The sequence below is a fragment of the Pseudomonas sp. NY15374 genome (genome assembly GCF_048068255.1).
GTDB lineage: Bacteria > Pseudomonadota > Gammaproteobacteria > Pseudomonadales > Pseudomonadaceae > Aquipseudomonas > Aquipseudomonas machongensis.
In genome coordinates this window covers 156,294-173,664 of the sequence record NZ_JBLUPZ010000007.1, presented here as the reverse complement: position 1 = coordinate 173,664, position 17,371 = coordinate 156,294, and the positions used below count along the sequence as shown (strand labels likewise).

The following is a 17,371-nucleotide window of genomic DNA, read 5'->3' as shown; positions in this document are numbered from 1 at the left end:
AGTCCGACATACGCGTTGAGACGTCGCCCCTGGTCTGTTAACCCTCAACTAATCCGCCTGCAGAACACTGGGTGCAACTCGGCGCTCGCGGCGCCCCAAGCCCCCTTCACGACAGACAGGTAACTTGAAAATGAAAGCGTTAGTGGCATTGGTGTTTGGCGGCCTTTGCAGCACGGCAATGGCCAATGAAGTGGCGCAGGATTTCAAGCAGCCGCCGGTTGAGCGGTACAACTACTCGCAGCACCTGGACATTGCCCGAGTGATCTCCGTGAGCGAAGTGCCCGACGTGCGCGAATTGGTGCCCGCGCGCATGATCTACGAAGACTCCAAAGGCCAGCGCCATACGCTTGAATACACAGCGATGGGGAAAGGTTTGACTGACGACTGAGGCTTTGGGGTGATGCTGAATCCATGAAGGAATGTGCAGCAGTGCCGCCAGATCAATAGGGCAAGTGGATGATGAAGGTGGTGCCATAGATTGGGTTGGACGTCACGGTAACCCGGCCACCATGAGCTTCGGCGATCTGCTTGACGATGAACAAACCAAGCCCGAGCGAACGCAGCGCATCTTGCCGGTCGCTACCACGCGTCATCGGCTCGAATAACTTCGGCACCAGTTCCTCGGCGATGGCAGGGCCGTGGTTGTGAACGCCCAAAACCACACCGTTGCCGCAGAACTCGGTAGTAAGCGTGATGGGATAGCGAAGGTCCCCATATGCCGCACTGTTGGCGACCAGGTTACCGATCATCTGCTGCAACCTGTCCTGGTCCACCTCGAGTGTCCCTTGCCCACGAGATAGATGACGAATGCTTGCATTGCCAAAAACAATCCTGAGCTCACTCACGGATTGGTCCATGGCCTTCAGAAGATCAACTTGTTGGCGACGGATGCCGATGCCCTGCCCGAGTTTGATCGACGCGAAATCCAGAAGATCGACGATCATGCGCTGCGCTCTTTCGGCAGAAGTGCCAATGCTGCCCAGCAGGCGACGCCCCCGGTCGGATTGGACATCGCGTGCAAGCAACTCTGTAGCCATCTTGATGGCCGTCATCGGATTCTTCAGGTCATGACTAGCCACAGCGACCATTCGTTCAGCGAGCAGTGCCCGATGCTGCACATCTTCATAGGCCGCGGCCAACTCGACTTGGGCGCGTTGCAAAGCCGATTCGGCGGCGGCCTTCTGCGCCAGCAGTTCCTCGGCGCGCTGCATTGCCAAGAATATCCCCCGCTCATTGCGGTCTCGCTGGCTAATGCCGAACAACGCCAACTGGTAGACGACACCGTCTTCACTTGCCTGCCGTACACCATTCAGCAACATGGCAACGGCTGTTCCATTGCGGTGTTGCAGGTCGACCTTAACCTCCGCAACAGAGCCCTGCATGTCCATCAATGGCTTCCAGTGTGTGCTTTGGAACACACGCCCAGCCACCGTCAGCAACTGGTCGAAACTGCACGCGTGCATCAGCGTCGCGTCGTATCCCAGCCAATCGCAGAACGTCTGGTTGGCGCGGATGATGGCGCCATCCACGGCCATGACAACCAGTCCGCACGGGGCATTCTCGAAATACGATGCTGTGAACAACTGCACGGCGTCATCCATCACTGAACCCACGTTCTACGAAGAAAGCATCCATTGCAGCCGTGCAAGCACTGGGCGCGCTCAACTGCGGGTAATGGCCAATGTTGTTGATGATGCTCAACTGACTGTCGGGCAGCACGCGGTGCAGATAATCGCCAACCCCCATTGGCACGACCACGTCGCCGGGACATTGCAGGATCAACGTGGGTGTCGACAGCCCGCAAATGTCCTGCCGGTGATCGGACAGGAAAATCACACGGGCAAAATGCCTGGCGATAAAGGCGTTGGTGCGGGCAAAGTTTTCCAGCAGCTCTTCGTGAAGCCCCGGCTGCCCAGGTGCCCCCATCAAGACAGGCGCCATGGTCCCGGCCCATCCGAGATAATTGTCGTCGATGGTGGCCAGCATTTGCAGCACTTCATCCGGCGAGAATCCGCCGGTGTAGTCACCCTTGTCTACGTAGCAAGGCGAACCGCCGATCATCACCAGTGCAGCAATCCGCTCTGGCGACTGCACAGTGGCCAAGGCACAAATCATCGCGCTGACCGAGTGCCCGACCAGGATCACGGGGCCTTTCGCAAATTCGTTGATGATCTCGTTAAGATCCGCTGCGTGCCCCCACAGCGACGCGTGCCTGCCATGATCGTACGCCCCCAGGTCAGACTGTCCGGCGCCGGTCAGATCGTAGGTGACAACGCGAAAGCTCTCGGAGAAATGTGGCACCAGCAACCGCCACATGCTCTGGTCACAGCCAAACCCATGCGCCAGGATCAAGGTTGCCCCTCCGTCCCCAGCAATATGCACGTTGTTACGCTTCTGCAGGGTCATAAAAATCCTGGGTAGTTGGCGATTAGTAGCGAATGACCGCCCAATCTACCGAAAGATTAGGTGAGTCATGGGACAAGCGGGGTACGACTGTGGTTTGCGCAGCGGTTGAACGTGACTGTTGTGCCAGCACAGGCACACGTGGGCCACCATACGCGATACGCCTGGACATAGCCCGCGGATTATTGAACGAGGCGCCGTTCGAGCTGATTTCGGGACGGGCGGGTTCCGATGAAGACCAAATTCAGGTGCTCGATCTGCTTGTTGGTCGAGCACAGATCCGATCTACAGGTTACAGCGCTAAGCCCCGCCATGTGGACAGGACGTGGCTGTGGACGTTGTAAGCGGAAGCGTTAGCCGCCATGAGGGTATCGCGGGCCAGACACTTTCGAGGCGAGCTCTCGATGTGTCCGCAACAATCATTTGTCTCTCTTCGCTGTTATAGCCTGCTCTATCAGCGGGCTGTCATAGCCAGTAACCGAACTCGCAGGCATCGGGACAGGCTCTTGCCAGAACGGTGTCTTTCCGTCCTGACTGTCGAACCTGTGGCGGGCCTCGCGGATCTGCTCCACGTTTTCAACCACCCACGTCCAAATAGGCGACATGCGGACCAGCAGCTGCATCCCCAGTGCAGTCAGGTCATATTCAACACGGGGCGGAATCTCTTGGAACTCGTGTCGGCTGACCAAGCCATCCCGCTCAAGTGATCGCAGTGTCTTGGTCAGCATGCGCTGTGTAATGCCACGCAACTGCCGTTTGATATCGGCGTGGCGCATCGTGCCGTAGACACCTAGCGCATGCAGAATGCCCAGAGACCAGCGACTGCCCGCATGTGCAAGTACCTCACGCCTGACCCCATCGTCATCCTCTCTAAGCGTCTGGCAGATGGCTTGCGCCTGCCTCAAAGCTTCATGATCGGCCATGCTTCCCCCTGGTATCACGCGTGTGCCTTCTTACGAGCGCTGCATAGTCGTGCAAGCATTTGTCCATCTTACAGGCAACTTTAACCAGGACAAATCATGACCCATCCCACCCAGCCAACCCCTCAATCGATCCTCGTATTAGGCGCAGGAGAGCTTGGGCTGCCCGTGCTTCGCAACCTTGCTCGGGTTGCAGAACGAGCCCCAGGCTCAACGGTCAGCGTGCTACTGCGCGAATCCACCATCAACACCCAAGTCCCGGCAAAAAAGGCCGAAATCGATGAACTTCGTAGCCTCGGCATTCAGATGGTCGCTGCCGATCTGGTGAGCGACTCCATCGACCAGCTGGCGGCGGTATTCGCTCAATTCGATACCGTCATTGGCTGCGCAGGGATGGTTGCAGGCCGAGAAACTCCGATGAAGCTTGCCACTGCGGCTCTGAAATCCGGCGTCAAGCGCTATTTCCCGTGGCAGTTCGGCGTGGATTTTGAGGTGATTGGACGCGGAAGCCCGCAGGACCTTTTCGATGCCCAGCTTGACGTCCGCGAGTTGCTGAGGGCTCAAGACAAGACTGAGTGGGTCATCATCTCGACGGGCATGTTCACCAGCTTCATGTTTGAGCCCATTTTTGAAGTGGTGGACTTCGAGAATGACACGGTGAACGCGCTGGGCGGCCTGGATAACAGCGTCACCCTGACCACACCCGATGACATCGGAGCGCTGACAGCAGAAATCGTTTTCTTCGAGCCCCGCTTGCGCAACGAAATCGTGTACCTCTCGGGCGACACGGTTACTTACGATGAAGTTGCTGGGCTGCTCGAACGTGTCCTTGGACGACCTTTCAAACGTAACGAATGGACGGTTCCGTATCTGATGGACGAACTGGAAAAAGACCCGACTCATCACATCAAGAAGTACCGGGCCGTGTTTGCCCAGGGCCGAGGCGTGGCCTGGCCGAAAGCGGGCACCTTTAATGAACAGCAGGCGATTCACGTCACGACCGCCGAGCAGTGGGCTCGCGCCAACCTTCAAGGAAGCTAAGCGCTAACAGAAGGTGAGGAAGTTCGGAGATGCGCCTGGGAGGGTGAAAGGGTGGGCCTGGTGCGGGAGCCAGGAGTCGTACCAACACGAAAGGGACTGAATTCGTCCGCAGGTGCCAACTGCCTGGGCCGCAGAGCAACTCGGCGACGCTCCGGAGAACCCGGTATTTCCCGTAGAACTCAGCTTGCCGAATGCCGGGCACGGCCCCCACATGCAATACCCCATCGCCGCTGCCAGGCACATCGGGGCATTCGTCGCGGAGTCGCTAACCAGAAGCTGCACATAGAAAAGGCCACTTAATGTGGCCTTTTCTACTTTTCTACTAGCGTCATACCTTACCGCCACCATTCATCATCCTGTAAACCGCTACGAATGAAAGACTCATTACTAGAATGGCGAAGACTATTGCGGTATCGAAGACGCCGTATCCGCTAGCTACCGCGTACCCAGCGATCATCGCCGGAACACCCATACCGAGGTAGCAACAGAGGAAGACAACGGACAATACACCCGCGACCTCCTCGGCACGTGACTTGGATAAAACCAGTCTGATGCCACCTTGAAAACCAGCACCAAAGCCAGCTCCGGAAATCACAACGCCAAAGATAAAGGGTGTGAGCGAACCGGTGATCAATGAGGCCAAGACCATAGCCATACCGGTCAGCAGCCCCAGTGCACCAATCCAGGAGAGGGTATGCATTGACCGATTAACGAATGTCCCGATAGCAGCTACCCCACCTCCAGCGAAAGCCGCCAACACCAATCCTCCTGCCCATGACGCGGGTAGCGCAAAGAGCTGCTCAATTAGCCGTGGCCCCATCGAAGCAAAGAAACCGGCGACAGCCCAGCCAGCAACGAACAGCGACGATGCAATGATCATTGGTCCGCGCACATGCACGGGTATGCTGAATTGAGGCATCAGTGACCGGGCAGCCCCAGGTATTCTTGCGCGGACATCCCTCATGATGAGTAGACCAACGCCCTGAATGGCCAAAATAAAAGCTAGCGCCGCGAACACGGTATGAGTGGGGTACGGTAATGCCTGTGCGAATACGCTACCCATCAGAGCGCCAACAGCGCTGCCGATGGCAGGAGTGAGGGCATTCACGACCGCGCCGCGCTTGTGGTTGAGGTCAATCAAGGCTGCGCCTACCGCTGGAACAGCAGCTCCTGTCGACACGCCTTGAATCAGCCTGCCAAGCACTAGATCCGTGAAGCCATCAGCGACACCCAGCATGTACATGGCCACCAATTGCAAAACAGTCGTCCACAACAGTACTGATCGACGACCGACATAGTCGGACAGCCGTCCAAACACTAGCAGTCCGGCGAGTACTGATATGGCATAAATACTGAAGATAAAGCTGATGCCCATCGCAGTGAAATGCCACTGGTCCTGATAGATCGGATACAACGGCGTAGGTACGCTGGATCCAGCCAGGAAAGTCACTGTGATGGAAGCAAGCAGCCCAAAACGAGTCCGCGGGCCAAGACGCTGCTTGTCGTCATTGGCAATGCTTATTCCAGGGGTTATCAGAATCTGGTCCATGACTTGTGCTCACAGTAAGCGGTTGATCAACAGGCATACGCCCATCGCAAATACCAGTGTTCCCGTCCCGAAGCGCACGGCTCGCCAAGGGCGAGCGCGTGCAAAGGTGATGAAAGCCATGCGTCACACTGAAGCCAAAAGCGAATAGTTGATCGCTTTTGTAGCGTCAGCTTGTGGATTAGAAATCGCATCGAGCATACGCCCTACGACTTTTCCGCCCTTGATCAAGGCAGGGGCGTCGTGACTTGGAAGCAGGAATTTGCTGTCTGCAAGCGCCCTCTTGAGAGCTCTCTTTTCATCCAGTGTGGACATGGCACGATTCGCTGTAATCGTCGGCTCATGGGACGCTTGATCGAGAATGGGCTCAATCAATTGGTCGTGGATGTCATAGGCGATGTCGCCGCAGATATTCGCCATTCCTTCGTCAGTTTCGACCAGGACCGATATCGAGCCTGGCGTGTGTCCCCCTGACAGTCGAACTGCTACGCCAGGGATAACCTCTTCTTCGAACGTGCCGTCGACATCGAACAGGCGAATTGCGCCTCGAGTGTGGAGACGATCAATCAAATGCTTGGTATCAGCCGCGGTGTACATGAGCGGTCCCATGATGCCGGATGCAGCGAACTCCAGCTCACGACGGGAGATGCCGACAGTAGTCGCCATCGGGAAGAGATCAGTCATGCCGACATGATCGATATGAGCATGCGTGTGGACGATGTGCCGGATGTCTTTCATCCGCAACCCATGCTGGGCCAGATGGTATTCAAGCGTCATTTGCGGCGTCACTTCGTACGTCAGTCCATAATCTTCATACTGCTGGGCATTGCGTGACCCCGTATCGACCAGGATCGGTTCCTCCCCTCCAGTAATAAGAAAACCCAGAACCGGGATGGTGACGTGCTCGCCGGGGTTCCGGAACATGACCAGACCGCTCGAATCCATCTGCATGTTTCCGAGGTTAATAGGATGGATCTTCAGTGCCATGGTGATTCTCCTTGCAGGCGACGCTTGGGTTAAGACAGACCGTCAGGACGGGTAAGTACCGTCTTGCACTGCCCCATTAAGAACCGATCGGTTCAATATAGGGCGACCCAAACTCAGGCGCAAGAGAAAAAAACCATTCGGTTCAAAAAGGTGATAGGTGTTGCTCAGAGAGCCCGCAACGCTTCCATGAAGTGGCTGACCCGATCGCCAGTCCCATCAGCAGGCAAGCAGCTTTCAACGCACACCCCAGAGAAAAACACCATGATGATGTCCGCAACAATCTCTGGAGCCAGTCGGGTCTTCTCAGCCCTTACGTTGTCAGCGATTTGCGGGAGCAGGCGACGATGACAATCCACGAGCAGTTGACGGACCTGATCGGAAAGCACGGGAAACTCACGTAGCGCATTGACCGAAAAGCAGCCCATACACCCGTTATCTTGAGGGTCGCCAAGCCGAAGAAAACGCTCGATATTTGCCCATCCTTGCGGCTGAGCAATCAGGATTTCTGGTGCTCCGCGGTTTGCGTAGTAATACGCCAAAGCGCTCAGAAACAGATCATCCTTATCCTTGAATTCTGAATACAGGCCTGACTTATTCACGCCCGTAGCCTGCTCAAGATGATGAAGAGAGGTGCCGGAGTAGCCGTACTGCCAGAACACGGGCAGTGCCTTCTCCAGAACCGTCTCACGATTGAATTTTCGAGGGCGTCCCATTTTCGGTACCTAAACGGTCGACATGATCCCAGTATCGAACCGTTCGGTTGGATAGGAAAGCGATTTCTATCCGACTCGCCTAGCATCGCGGCGAACGGCTTGCGGGGGAACCCCAAAACCTCGGATGAAGACCTCGCGCATGTGTCGACGATCCCTGAACCCGGTTTCCCTTGCTACCGTGTCCAGGCTATGGCGACTCTGCTCGATCATTAGCCGAGCTGCCTCTAGTCGTAGACTCTCCACCGCTTTCGCAGGTGATTGACCGGTTTCGGCAGTGAAGACGCGCGTGAATTGCCTTGGGCTCAGATGAACAACTTCCGCGAGCTCTTCAACACTCAGTGCCCTGTTCAAATGCTTACGTGCATAATCCAAAGCGCTCTGAATGCGATCAGACTTGGGCGCCAGAGCAAGCAATTCAGAGTGCTGAGACTGCCCTCCTGATCGGCGTTGGTGCATTACGAGCTTATGGGCCACCGATTTCGCAAGCTCCGTTCCCAAATCCTTCTCCACCATCCCCAATGCCATGTCGAGGCCCGCGGTCATTCCTGCAGAGGTCCAAACAGGGCCGTCCACAATGAAGATTCGATCCTCTTCCACCTCAATGCTCGGGTGCATGCTTTGAAGAGTCTTGGCATATGCCCAATGAGTAGTCGCACGTCGGTTATCGAGGACACCCGCTTGAGCTAAGACGAACGCTCCTGTGCAGATGCCCGCGATGCGCCTAGAGCTCTGGGCAAATCCCTGCACGCTGGACAGAACCTCTGCAGCGGGAGGCGTAAGCGGAGTGAGTGTCCCTGTGATCATCCAGCTATCTGCAAGCCCTGGATCATCCAAAGCCAGCGTATCGATGTGCATACCCAAGGATGATCGAATGGTCCCTCCTGACACCGAGTAGTTCTGAATCCGGTACACAGGCTCGCCCGCGACCATGTTCGCGAATTCAAAAACCGCCTGGGTGGCCAGAGACATCACCTGAAATCCATCCGTGACCAAGTAGCCGATTCGATGCATAACTGTGCTCCGATTGCGACGTCCTAAAACATGACCATATGCGTCGTTTAAGACAAATCTATTTTTTTGCATCATGGCTCCACACCCAAACAACGGAGCTGGACCATGACTCAGGAATACAAAGGCACCGCCCTGATCACAGGCGCATCCACCGGCATCGGCGCAATTTTCGCAGACCGCCTGGCTCAACGTGGTTATGACCTGATTCTGGTCGCCCGCAATCGTGATCGCCTGAACGCTCTTGCGAGCCGCATCACCAACGAGACTCAGCAGAGCGTTGAAGTCTTCCCCGCAGACCTGGCCAACGCAGCGGACCTGGCGCGAGTGGAACGCAAATTGCGCGAAGACGCCAGCATCAATCTGTTGGTTAACAACGCAGGCATCGGTACTCACACCCGTTTGCTGGACAGCGATGTGGAGCGAATGGCCGAGATGATTAGCCTCAACGTCACGGCACTCACTCGACTGACCTACGCCGCAGTTCCGGGCTTCATCGCTCGCCAACAGGGCGCAATCATCAATATCTCATCAATCGTCAGCCTGGCACCGGAAATTCTGAATGGCGTGTATGGCGCAAGCAAAGCCTACGTCACGGCCTTCACTCAGTCGCTGCACAAGGAGCTGACAGAACAGGGCATCAAGATTCAGGCGGTACTGCCAGGAGCTACGGCTACCGATTTCTGGGAAATCGGGGGACTGCCCGTCGAGAACCTTGATCCCAACATCGTGATGTCAGCAACCGATCTGGTGGATGGCGCCCTTCAAGACTTCGACAACGGTGTCCTGATCTCCATCCCCTCCATGCAGGACATACAGCATTTCGAGCTGTACGAAAGCAGCCGCAAGGCGCTGTTCGGACATCTCTCCAGCAACAAACTCGCTCCGCGTTACGGCGTTTAATCAATCAATTGAAAGGATACAAATCATGAAAACTAGCGCGAACACCATCTTCATTACTGGCGGCACCTCGGGCATCGGCCGCGCTCTGGCCGAAGCGTTCCACCAGCGTGGAAACAAAGTCATCATCGCGGGCCGACGCCAATCGCTGCTGGATGAAATCGCCAGCTCCAATCCCGGCATCGACACCGTTCAGCTTGATATCAATGATCCCCAGCAGATCAAGGATGTCGCACAAGAGGTTATCCGTCGCCATCCCTCGCTGAACGTCATCATCAACAATGCCGGCATCATGCCTTTCGACAACCCAGGCTCTGGCGATTATGACGATGAGCAGGCGGTAGGGCTGCTGCAAACCAACCTGCTGGGCCCGGTGCGTGTTAGCGCAGCGTTTGTAGAACATCTCAAGCGCCAACCCGATGCCTACATCATCAACAACAGCTCGGTACTGGCCTATCTGCCACTGGCCGCGACAGCCCTCTATTCAGCGACCAAAGCGGCGATTCACTCCTACTCACTATCGCAACGTTTTGCCCTGCGCGATACCAGCGTCAAGGTTCTGGAAATCGCACCGCCATGGGTCGACACCGATCTGATTCACAAAAGTGGTGATGAACGCGCCATGCCGCTGGACGAATTCATTCAAGAGACCCTGGAAAAACTGGAGACAGCGACAACCGAAGTCCTGGTTGACCGCGTCGTACCAATACGAGCCAACCAAGGGCCAAACGAGCATGAACTGATCAACCAGTTCAACGAGGCACTGGCCGCAAACCCTATCCCTGTCGCCTGAACAGCGATGCAAAAATCGTCGATGTCATCGCGCAGGTCTCGCTGCTGACATTGACGAACTACCTGAACAACGTGGCGAAAACAGATATCGATTTCCCACCGAAAGCGATCTGATCGGACACCTAACTTAAGCGACGTGTGCGCGCCTCCTAAAACGATCAGCCATTCCGTGAATGGCTGATCGCCTCAACCTTCAGCGAAACGGCGAAAGTCTTCCTCGGGTTAGCTAGTTTTTGAGGCTTACGAAGGGAGTTAGCCTGACATCACTCTCTGACCTGTAAAGGACAACCTCATATGAAAGCCGTAGTTTTCCAAGAAGCTGGTTTGCCGATCCAAAACGCTCGTTCCCTGTTCGAAACGGACCTGCCGAAGCCCACCCCAGGTGCTCGAGATCTGCTTGTCGAAGTGAAGGCGATTGCGGTGAACCCGGTAGATACGAAGGTGCGAGCCCGCAGTACCAGCCAAGAGGTCCAAGTGCTGGGTTGGGATACCGTTGGTGTCGTCCGTGAAGTCGGCAGCGACGTTTCATTGTTCAAAGTTGGCGACGAAGTTTTTTACGCCGGCGCGATCGATCGTCCTGGTAGCTACAGCGAATTTCACTTGGTGGATGAGCGCATCGTCGGCCAAAAACCACGTAGCCTGGACAATGCCAGTGCCGCAGCCTTGCCGCTGACCTCCATTACTGCCTGGGAGCTGTTGTTCGATCGACTGGGCGTTCAGGAGAACGGTGGTAAAGGACAAAGCCTGCTGGTCATCGGCGCCGGTGGCGGGGTTGGCTCGATCCTGGTCCAGCTGGCCCGCAAACTTACCCAACTCACCGTCATCGGTACAGCGTCGCGGCCAGAGACCCAGTCTTGGGTACAAGAACTGGGCGCCCACCATGTGATTGATCACTCCGCCTCGATCCCGCTGCAGCTTGAAAACCTGAAACTCAACCCGGTCGACTACGTTATCAGCCTGACCCACACCGAAACCTACCTGCACCAGATCGTTGAGGTGCTTCGCCCGCAAGGCAAACTGGCGCTGATTGATGACCCAGCACAACTGGACGTCATGCCACTCAAGCGCAAATCGCTTTCGCTGCATTGGGAACTCATGTTCACGCGCTCTCTGTATCAAACCGCAGACATGATCAAACAGCATGAGTTGCTGAACAGAATTTCCGAGCTGGTCGATAACGGCGTCATCCAGACCACCATTGGGGAACACTTCGGCAAAATCGGCTCAGATAACCTGAAGCGCGCCCATGCTCTGATCGAGAGCGGTAAAGCCAAAGGCAAGATCGTTCTCGAAGGCTTCTAACCCGCTGATACGCTCAAGGACAAGCATATGAAAGCTTTCTTCCAAGCCACTGGCCTGGCTGTCGCGGTCTCGCTCAGTGCAATGGCCATGGCCGATACCGCCTCGGGCACAGGCACCAACCCCGAACGTGTTTTCGCTTTCAATGGCGCCATGCCTACAGGCGTGACCGTCACCGAAACGGGTCGGATCTTCATCAACTTCCCTCGTTGGGGAGATGAAGTACCCTACACCGTGGCGGAGATTAAACAGGGCCATCTGGTTCCTTACCCGGACCTGAAAACGAATGTGGAAAACGCCAAGGATCCGGCCGCCGGGTTCATCAGCGTGCAGAGCGTCGTAGCTGACGGTCAAGGGCGTGTCTGGGTATTGGATACAGCCGCTCCCGCCTTCTCCGAACCCAAGGCAGGTGGAGCCAAGCTGATCGCAATCGACTTGAACACCAACAAGATCGTGAAAACAGTTGTGTTCCCGCGTGAAGTGATTCTGCCAACTACCTATGTGAATGACGTACGTTTTGATTTTCGCGTAGGTAAGGAAGGTACCGCTTACGTCACCGATTCGTCGGTAAAAGGGCCAGGTGGAATCATCGTGCTGGACCTGGCCAGCGGTACGGCAACCCGCCGCCTCAGCGGGGCCAAATCGACTTCCGTAGACCCTGAGTTCCGACCTGTCATCGAAGGGAAACCAGCACTCATCACACGCGACGCGCAGGGTAAATCAGGATTGCTGACCGTAGCCTCGGACGGCATCGCCCTGTCGAGCGATGGTAAGACACTGTATTTCTGTCCGCTTTCGAGTCGACACCTGTATTCGGTTCCAACGGCTTTGTTGCGAGACCCCAATGTAAGCGAAGCCGAACTTGAACAAGCAGTTGTTGACCTTGGTGAAAAAGGCGCCTCCGACGGTCTTGAGGCTGATGCTAACGGAGCAGTCTATGCGGGGGATTATGAGCACAACTCCATCCGCAAACGCCTTGCCGATGGCACTTGGCAAACCGTGGTTGAGGATTCGCGAGTCCTTTGGCCGGATACCTTGTCGATCGGCCCAGACGGATATCTGTACTTCACTGCCAACCAGCTGCACCGCTCACCTGGCTTCAACGATGGCCAAGACAAACGGGTGAAACCTTACAGCCTTATGCGCGTCAAGATCGACGCCAAGCCTGCGCAAACGCATTGATAAGGAAATGACATGCAAAAGCACATTCGCTTGGGCTACATCGACCTCAGCTTCCATGCCGCTAGCGCAGCGCTTGTGCAGCGCACGCTAGAGCGACATGGTTATCTGGTGGAAGTCAGCACAGCGCCTCATGAGGAAATGTTCCGGTTGTACAGCGAAGGACAGGTAGAGATGCTCGTATCAGCCTGGCTGCCAGCCAGCCACGGTGCCTACCTGGCAGCTTGCAAGAAACCGAGCACTTCCCTTGGAGTTCTATACAACCCATTCTGCATTTGGGGTGTGCCTGATTATGTACCGGAGGATCAGGTCGCTACGATTGCAGACCTGTTGAGGCCGGATGTTGCCCAGCGGATGAGCCGCCGCATCCAAGGCATAAACCCTGGTGCTGGTATCAGTCGCTTTTCCAAAGCCATGGTGACGCAATACGCGTTGGATGCTGAAGGCTACTTTTTTGCGCAAGGCACCGAGGCTGATTGCTTCAATCGTTATGAGCAATCCTATGCCGAGCGGGAATGGTTTGTCGTGCCGCTGTGGCATCCTCAATATTTGCACCATGCCTATCAAATCCGAGCCCTAGATGAACCGCTCGGGCTGTTGGGTGGTGAAGATCAAGCAACGCTCATTGCCGCCAGTGACGTTGTGCAAGAGATGCCGAAAGAACTGATTGAGGACCTAATCTCGCTACAACCTGGCAATGCCGCGGTCAGTGAGCTTGATTTTCTTATCCGTCACAAAAAGCTTTCAGCCTTGGAAGCTGCAGACATCTGGCTCGCACGTCAGTCGGCACCGGCGGGAGCTTGAATCAGTAGCAGGGCCCCGTGCCCCGCCACTGAGCCCCGACTAACTTTCGAAACGTTTTGCTAGAAAGGCTCTAAGCGATTGGATGGCCGGCGTAAGCGATGTGCGATGGGCACATACCAGCTGAAGCGGCGCCGGCTGCCCATAGCTTTCCGGGAATAGCTCAACCAGGCGGCCGCTACGAAGATCCTCAGCAACATCGAGCCTGGACTTGTAAACGATCCCCAATCCGGCGACAGCCCAGCGTCGAACAATGTCGGCATCATCGCTGATTCGATCCCCCGTCACCTGAACCGTCCGCACTCCCTGTGGAAAATTGAAGCTCCAACGCTCGTAAGTTTGCTCGCCCATTACATATCTCAGGCAATTATGCTCACTCAACGCCTCAGGAGATTCCGGCATACCATGACGCGCGAGATACGCCGGCGAGGCGCAGACTGTTCTGCGGTTCATCGGTGCGAGCGCTAAGGACACCAGGCCCGAGTCACTCAACTGTCCATACCTGATACTAGCGTCCAGATGTTCCCCCACCAGATCAGCCACCTGATCACTAACCCGCAATTGCAGACGTACCATGGGGTGCGTTTGCTGAAACTCATCTAGCCATGGGAGCAACACGTTCCTGCCGATATCAGATGGCATCGACAAACGAATAGTGCCAGCGATCTCGTCACGGCCCTGGGTCAACGCTACCTCACCATTATCAAGTGCTTCCAAGGCTTGCCGCGCGTGCGGCAAGTAGCGTTCGCCATCATCGGATAATCTCAACCGACGCGTCGAGCGAACAAACAATCTCGCGCCCAAGTTGCTTTCCAGACGCTGAATGGCACCGCTCGCCAAGGCGGGCGAGATGTCAAGCAACCGCGCCGCGGCGGAGAAACTACCCGCAGCAGCCGTCGATACGAAGACCTGCAGATCATCGATTCGTATGATTTTCTTCACTTTGACGAAATTCTTTACGTGATGGCGAGGTTTTTCAGCGTAATGGGAAAAATGATCATTGCCCAGCCCTTCAAACAGGAACTTGCAATGACCTTCTCTAAACGATTTGTACTAACAGCTGTGATGGCAGGCTTGATCGGTGTAGCCCACGCCGAAGTGCCGCCAACCCTTCACGTGGTAGCCCAATCGGCAAATGCCGTATGGAATGCGGTGGCTGTGGACAGCGCCGGAAGCCTATACGTATCGGGCCCAAAATGGACTGGCTCAGCGGGGCCATCCGTATCGAAGCTAGACCCAGCAGGCCAGCCCCATCCCTTTCCAAATGAGCGCTGGAATAGCAATGACGCAACCATTCCGGCCGAACAGCGCTTCGTCAATGTCAATGCAATGCGTGTCGATGACAATAGCCGGCTGTGGATTGTCGATGCAGGCGTAACTGACTTCGGCGGTAAAGTCATTCCAGGTGGTGCAAAGGTCGTGGTCGTTGACCTAAAAAGCGGCGAAGTGATCAAGGTCATCCCATTCGACAGCAGCATCGCTCAAGAACATAGCTACATCGACGATATCCGCCTCAATGGCAAGCATGCCTACCTGACGGACGCTGGCGTTCCTGGCATCGTTGTCTTGGACTTCGAAACCAACAAAGCCCGGCGCGTCTTAACGACCAGTCCTGCTGTACGCGCACCCACGAACCGCGACATTATCCTGAGCGGCAAAGTAGTCAGAGCGCCAGATGGGACAGCATTGAGGGTGCACTCCGATCCCCTTGAAGTATCCCCGGATGGGAAATGGCTCTACTTTGCACCGTTGGAAGGCCCTTGGCACAAGATTGAAACGCGCTGGCTGGATGACGCCAACCTGCCTGAAGCTGAGCTCATCAAACATGTCGAGTTCTGGCGAGACCTGCCGCCGGTCGGTGGAACAGTCATGGACAGCAAGGGCAATTTCTACTTCAGTGACCTGGCTGAAGATAGCGTCAAGCGAATCGCCACTGACGGCACCATTCAAACCATTGCACAGGACAGTCGCCTGCACTGGGTCGATGCACCGGCGTTCGACAACCAGGGCAGATTGTACTTGCCGGCAGCACAAGTTGATCGAGTAGGCTTGTTCAACAATGGCGCATCGAAGGTCGAGCGACCACTGAGCGTCTATCGTATAGACCCTAAGTAACCTCACTGCACCCGTTTCAGAGCTGATGCCTTGTGCATTGCGAGCTCTGAAACGGGTTTATCGAAAAGCCTCCGCCAACCTTTATGGTTTAGGTCCGGCGGGAGCGCGAAGCTAATGCAGAAACCACGACCCCCAAAACCACCAGGCCGAGCCCGGCAAGGAACATGGTGGAAACGGTCGCACCGAAAGCCAAGCAAGAGAACACTGTTCCAATGAGGGGTACCCCAAGGGTGAAATTTGACATGCCAAACGTCGAAATTCGCCGTCCGTACTCCGCAGAGATCACAAAGCACGCCGATGTCGCAATCGGACCAATGAAAAACAATTCCTCAGCCAGTTTCCTATCCAAGACAAGGGATGTCGGTGGGCCTTCGCTGACATATGCTGCAATCGCCAACGGTATGGTAGCCAAGAGCATCTGCCACGGGGCAAGCGCCAGAGGCGGGGTCACCCACCGATGACGTTTCACGTGAAGGATGACAATTGCCCAACTGACCGCTGCAAGAAGCAGGAATATTGCCCCCAACACTGTTTCCCGGTTTGTCCATTCGAGCTCTCCTGGGGAGCACACAGCCGCGATCCCTGACATCCCTATGACAAGCCCTGCAATCTGCAACCGAGAGGGCATTTCACGGAACATGACCCAGGCGACAACCACACACCACAGTGGCGTTGTGTATGCCAAGAGCACAGCGCGGCTAGTATCGACATGAACCATCGCCACCATACCCAGACCTGTGAAAGCCATCATCTGCAACAAACCCACGCTTGCGATGATTGGCATATCCCCTCTAACGGGAAGCTTGAGCTGTCCTCTCGCGACCAGATAAGCAACAAGACAAACCGCGGCACTGGCGAAACGAATGGTAGCCAGCCAGAGCGGAGGTACGTCATGCAATGCAAGCTTAGTAACCGGCCAGCTACTTCCCCACAGAAGCACCATGACACCAAGCCAAACGTAAGTTGAAGATATCCCGAAATTCTTGGAGCGAGTCTTAAACACTTGCTGAGTTGAAGCGCGCATGGTGCCACCTCGTTGCAATCTAGTTACGTAGCACCATGATATTTTTGAGCACGCGAAAAAACGTACCTATCTCTTCCTCAGAAGTAGAAATACCGGTACATTTCATTGGAAAGCTCTCATGCAGAGGAAAAATTTACCATGAGCCGCTCAAAGCTCGATGACGCTAGCCTGCGTATCCTTGATGCACTCCAAGAAAACGCGGAGTTAAGCAATGCCGAACTCGCTGAAATGGTAGGGCTTTCAACTTCGCCGTGCTGGCGACGTGTCTCAGAGATGAAGGAAAGTGGGGTCTTGCGAGGCGCCGTTACGCTAGTTGATCCTGCAGCGCTCGGCCTTGCAATAAATGTATTCGTACACGTGTCGCTCAAACTCCAGGACAAGCAGTCTTTAGAAGTATTTACGAACGCGATCAGGGAGCGCCCAGAGGTGATGGAGTGCTATTTGATGAGCGGCGAGGCGGACTTTATGCTGAGGGTGGTAAGCGAAGACCTGACAAAGTATCAGACGCTACTGCTTGACTGTTTGACGACCATACCCGTTGTGGCAAGCATCAAATCGAGTTTCGCACTTAGCCAAGTTAAATATACGACTGCACTGCCCACGAATCACTTGAGAGGGCGCACTTCAGCGAGCAATAACTAAC

The 17,371-nt window shown here is 55.5% G+C and carries 18 protein-coding genes and 1 pseudogene; 10 read left to right on the top strand and 9 right to left on the bottom strand.

The genetic code is table 11. The annotated features are described in order from the left end of the window. Nucleotides 1-130: 130 nt before the first annotated feature. Nucleotides 131-388 (top strand): DUF2790 domain-containing protein, encoded by a 258-nt coding sequence (locus ACNFHO_RS16400; RefSeq protein WP_063543005.1) that lies wholly within the window; start codon nucleotides 131-133, stop codon nucleotides 386-388. Nucleotides 389-440: 52 nt separating this feature from the next. On the opposite strand, the gene ACNFHO_RS16395 is transcribed toward ACNFHO_RS16400, so the two are convergent. The 3 genes from ACNFHO_RS16395 to ACNFHO_RS16385 form a co-directional block, all read right to left on the bottom strand. After that, a complete protein-coding gene (locus tag ACNFHO_RS16395) occupies nucleotides 441-1,601 on the bottom strand; it encodes an ATP-binding protein (RefSeq protein WP_416766867.1) in 1,161 nt (386 codons plus the stop codon). Continuing rightward, nucleotides 1,594-2,406, bottom strand: a complete 813-nt coding sequence (locus ACNFHO_RS16390) for an alpha/beta fold hydrolase (protein WP_416766866.1) — start codon at nucleotides 2,404-2,406, stop codon at nucleotides 1,594-1,596. The genes ACNFHO_RS16395 and ACNFHO_RS16390 overlap by 8 nt, the downstream gene beginning before the upstream one ends. A 416-nt stretch (nucleotides 2,407-2,822) precedes the next feature. After that, complete coding sequence (locus ACNFHO_RS16385; protein ID WP_063542999.1) at nucleotides 2,823-3,326, bottom strand: winged helix-turn-helix transcriptional regulator; 504 nt, start codon at nucleotides 3,324-3,326, stop codon at nucleotides 2,823-2,825. A 96-nt stretch (nucleotides 3,327-3,422) separates the two neighbouring features. Between ACNFHO_RS16385 and ACNFHO_RS16380 the strand changes: the two genes are divergently transcribed. Next, nucleotides 3,423-4,364, top strand: coding sequence for an aromatic alcohol reductase (locus ACNFHO_RS16380; protein WP_416766865.1), 942 nt, complete (start codon nucleotides 3,423-3,425; stop codon nucleotides 4,362-4,364). A 328-nt stretch (nucleotides 4,365-4,692) separates the two neighbouring features. Here ACNFHO_RS16380 and ACNFHO_RS16375 read toward each other — a convergent pair whose 3' ends face one another. The 4 genes from ACNFHO_RS16375 to ACNFHO_RS16360 form a co-directional block, all read right to left on the bottom strand. Then, the gene (locus ACNFHO_RS16375) at nucleotides 4,693-5,913 is read right to left on the bottom strand and encodes an MFS transporter (protein ID WP_416766864.1); all 1,221 of its coding nucleotides are present in this window, start codon (nucleotides 5,911-5,913) and stop codon (nucleotides 4,693-4,695) included. 123 nt (nucleotides 5,914-6,036) lie between these two features. Further along, nucleotides 6,037-6,897: an N-acyl homoserine lactonase family protein gene (locus ACNFHO_RS16370; RefSeq protein WP_416766863.1), complete on the bottom strand. Its 861-nt coding sequence runs from the start codon at nucleotides 6,895-6,897 to the stop codon at nucleotides 6,037-6,039. Between the two features lie 164 nt (nucleotides 6,898-7,061). Continuing rightward, complete coding sequence (locus ACNFHO_RS16365; protein WP_416766862.1) at nucleotides 7,062-7,610, bottom strand: TetR/AcrR family transcriptional regulator; 549 nt, start codon at nucleotides 7,608-7,610, stop codon at nucleotides 7,062-7,064. A 66-nt stretch (nucleotides 7,611-7,676) separates the two neighbouring features. Further along, a complete protein-coding gene (locus ACNFHO_RS16360) occupies nucleotides 7,677-8,621 on the bottom strand; it encodes a GlxA family transcriptional regulator (protein ID WP_151925797.1) in 945 nt (314 codons plus the stop codon). A 105-nt stretch (nucleotides 8,622-8,726) separates the two neighbouring features. Between ACNFHO_RS16360 and ACNFHO_RS16355 the strand changes: the two genes are divergently transcribed. The 6 genes and pseudogenes from ACNFHO_RS16355 to ACNFHO_RS16330 all read left to right on the top strand — a co-directional run bounded on the left by ACNFHO_RS16355 (nucleotide 8,727) and on the right by ACNFHO_RS16330 (nucleotide 13,592). After that, entirely contained in the window at nucleotides 8,727-9,521 is a 795-nt protein-coding gene (locus tag ACNFHO_RS16355; protein WP_063542987.1) for an SDR family NAD(P)-dependent oxidoreductase, read from the top strand. 25 nt (nucleotides 9,522-9,546) lie between these two features. Further along, the gene (locus tag ACNFHO_RS16350; protein WP_063542985.1) at nucleotides 9,547-10,311 is read left to right on the top strand and encodes an SDR family oxidoreductase; all 765 of its coding nucleotides are present in this window, start codon (nucleotides 9,547-9,549) and stop codon (nucleotides 10,309-10,311) included. Between the two features lie 2 nt (nucleotides 10,312-10,313). Continuing rightward, nucleotides 10,314-10,424, top strand: a pseudogene (locus tag ACNFHO_RS16345) (carboxymuconolactone decarboxylase family protein); the annotation flags it as partial. 180 nt (nucleotides 10,425-10,604) lie between these two features. Continuing rightward, nucleotides 10,605-11,612: a zinc-binding alcohol dehydrogenase family protein gene (locus ACNFHO_RS16340; protein ID WP_153772551.1), complete on the top strand. Its 1,008-nt coding sequence runs from the start codon at nucleotides 10,605-10,607 to the stop codon at nucleotides 11,610-11,612. 81 nt (nucleotides 11,613-11,693) lie between these two features. After that, nucleotides 11,694-12,791: a major royal jelly family protein gene (locus ACNFHO_RS16335; protein ID WP_226938348.1), complete on the top strand. Its 1,098-nt coding sequence runs from the start codon at nucleotides 11,694-11,696 to the stop codon at nucleotides 12,789-12,791. 12 nt (nucleotides 12,792-12,803) lie between these two features. After that, the gene (locus ACNFHO_RS16330) at nucleotides 12,804-13,592 is read left to right on the top strand and encodes a glycine betaine ABC transporter substrate-binding protein (RefSeq protein ID WP_416766861.1); all 789 of its coding nucleotides are present in this window, start codon (nucleotides 12,804-12,806) and stop codon (nucleotides 13,590-13,592) included. A gap of 39 nt (nucleotides 13,593-13,631) precedes the next feature. On the opposite strand, the gene ACNFHO_RS16325 is transcribed toward ACNFHO_RS16330, so the two are convergent. Beyond that, nucleotides 13,632-14,522 carry a LysR family transcriptional regulator gene (locus ACNFHO_RS16325; RefSeq protein ID WP_063546637.1) on the bottom strand — a complete coding sequence of 297 codons (891 nt, stop codon included), beginning with the start codon at nucleotides 14,520-14,522 and terminating at the stop codon, nucleotides 13,632-13,634. A gap of 51 nt (nucleotides 14,523-14,573) precedes the next feature. Between ACNFHO_RS16325 and ACNFHO_RS16320 the strand changes: the two genes are divergently transcribed. After that, on the top strand, nucleotides 14,574-15,704 hold the full coding sequence (locus ACNFHO_RS16320; protein ID WP_416766860.1) for an L-dopachrome tautomerase-related protein: 1,131 nt from the start codon (nucleotides 14,574-14,576) through the stop codon (nucleotides 15,702-15,704). Nucleotides 15,705-15,792: 88 nt separating this feature from the next. On the opposite strand, the gene ACNFHO_RS16315 is transcribed toward ACNFHO_RS16320, so the two are convergent. Further along, nucleotides 15,793-16,728 carry a DMT family transporter gene (locus tag ACNFHO_RS16315; RefSeq protein WP_063542977.1) on the bottom strand — a complete coding sequence of 312 codons (936 nt, stop codon included), beginning with the start codon at nucleotides 16,726-16,728 and terminating at the stop codon, nucleotides 15,793-15,795. Between the two features lie 138 nt (nucleotides 16,729-16,866). On the opposite strand from ACNFHO_RS16315, the gene ACNFHO_RS16310 reads away from it, so the two are divergent. Beyond that, on the top strand, nucleotides 16,867-17,370 hold the full coding sequence (locus tag ACNFHO_RS16310) for an Lrp/AsnC family transcriptional regulator (RefSeq protein ID WP_063542975.1): 504 nt from the start codon (nucleotides 16,867-16,869) through the stop codon (nucleotides 17,368-17,370). Nucleotide 17,371: the final 1 nt, after the last annotated feature.

Excerpts from the sequence above, each read along its gene's own strand:
- ACNFHO_RS16335 (WP_226938348.1), top strand. The coding sequence starts at position 11,694 with ATGGCCATGGCCGATACCGCCTCGGGCACAGGCACCAACCCCGAACGT.
- ACNFHO_RS16395 (WP_416766867.1), bottom strand. The coding sequence starts at position 1,601 with ATGGATGACGCCGTGCAGTTGTTCACAGCATCGTATTTCGAGAATGCC.
- ACNFHO_RS16400 (WP_063543005.1), top strand. The coding sequence starts at position 131 with ATGAAAGCGTTAGTGGCATTGGTGTTTGGCGGCCTTTGCAGCACGGCA.
- ACNFHO_RS16360 (WP_151925797.1), bottom strand. The coding sequence starts at position 8,621 with ATGCATCGAATCGGCTACTTGGTCACGGATGGATTTCAGGTGATGTCT.
- ACNFHO_RS16320 (WP_416766860.1), top strand. The coding sequence starts at position 14,574 with ATGGGAAAAATGATCATTGCCCAGCCCTTCAAACAGGAACTTGCAATG.
- ACNFHO_RS16350 (WP_063542985.1), top strand. The coding sequence starts at position 9,547 with ATGAAAACTAGCGCGAACACCATCTTCATTACTGGCGGCACCTCGGGC.
- ACNFHO_RS16310 (WP_063542975.1), top strand. The coding sequence starts at position 16,867 with ATGAGCCGCTCAAAGCTCGATGACGCTAGCCTGCGTATCCTTGATGCA.
- ACNFHO_RS16315 (WP_063542977.1), bottom strand. The coding sequence starts at position 16,728 with ATGCGCGCTTCAACTCAGCAAGTGTTTAAGACTCGCTCCAAGAATTTC.
- ACNFHO_RS16355 (WP_063542987.1), top strand. The coding sequence starts at position 8,727 with ATGACTCAGGAATACAAAGGCACCGCCCTGATCACAGGCGCATCCACC.
- ACNFHO_RS16330 (WP_416766861.1), top strand. The coding sequence starts at position 12,804 with ATGCAAAAGCACATTCGCTTGGGCTACATCGACCTCAGCTTCCATGCC.
- ACNFHO_RS16370 (WP_416766863.1), bottom strand. The coding sequence starts at position 6,897 with ATGGCACTGAAGATCCATCCTATTAACCTCGGAAACATGCAGATGGAT.
- ACNFHO_RS16385 (WP_063542999.1), bottom strand. The coding sequence starts at position 3,326 with ATGGCCGATCATGAAGCTTTGAGGCAGGCGCAAGCCATCTGCCAGACG.
- ACNFHO_RS16380 (WP_416766865.1), top strand. The coding sequence starts at position 3,423 with ATGACCCATCCCACCCAGCCAACCCCTCAATCGATCCTCGTATTAGGC.
- ACNFHO_RS16375 (WP_416766864.1), bottom strand. The coding sequence starts at position 5,913 with ATGGACCAGATTCTGATAACCCCTGGAATAAGCATTGCCAATGACGAC.
- ACNFHO_RS16390 (WP_416766866.1), bottom strand. The coding sequence starts at position 2,406 with ATGACCCTGCAGAAGCGTAACAACGTGCATATTGCTGGGGACGGAGGG.
- ACNFHO_RS16340 (WP_153772551.1), top strand. The coding sequence starts at position 10,605 with ATGAAAGCCGTAGTTTTCCAAGAAGCTGGTTTGCCGATCCAAAACGCT.
- ACNFHO_RS16365 (WP_416766862.1), bottom strand. The coding sequence starts at position 7,610 with ATGGGACGCCCTCGAAAATTCAATCGTGAGACGGTTCTGGAGAAGGCA.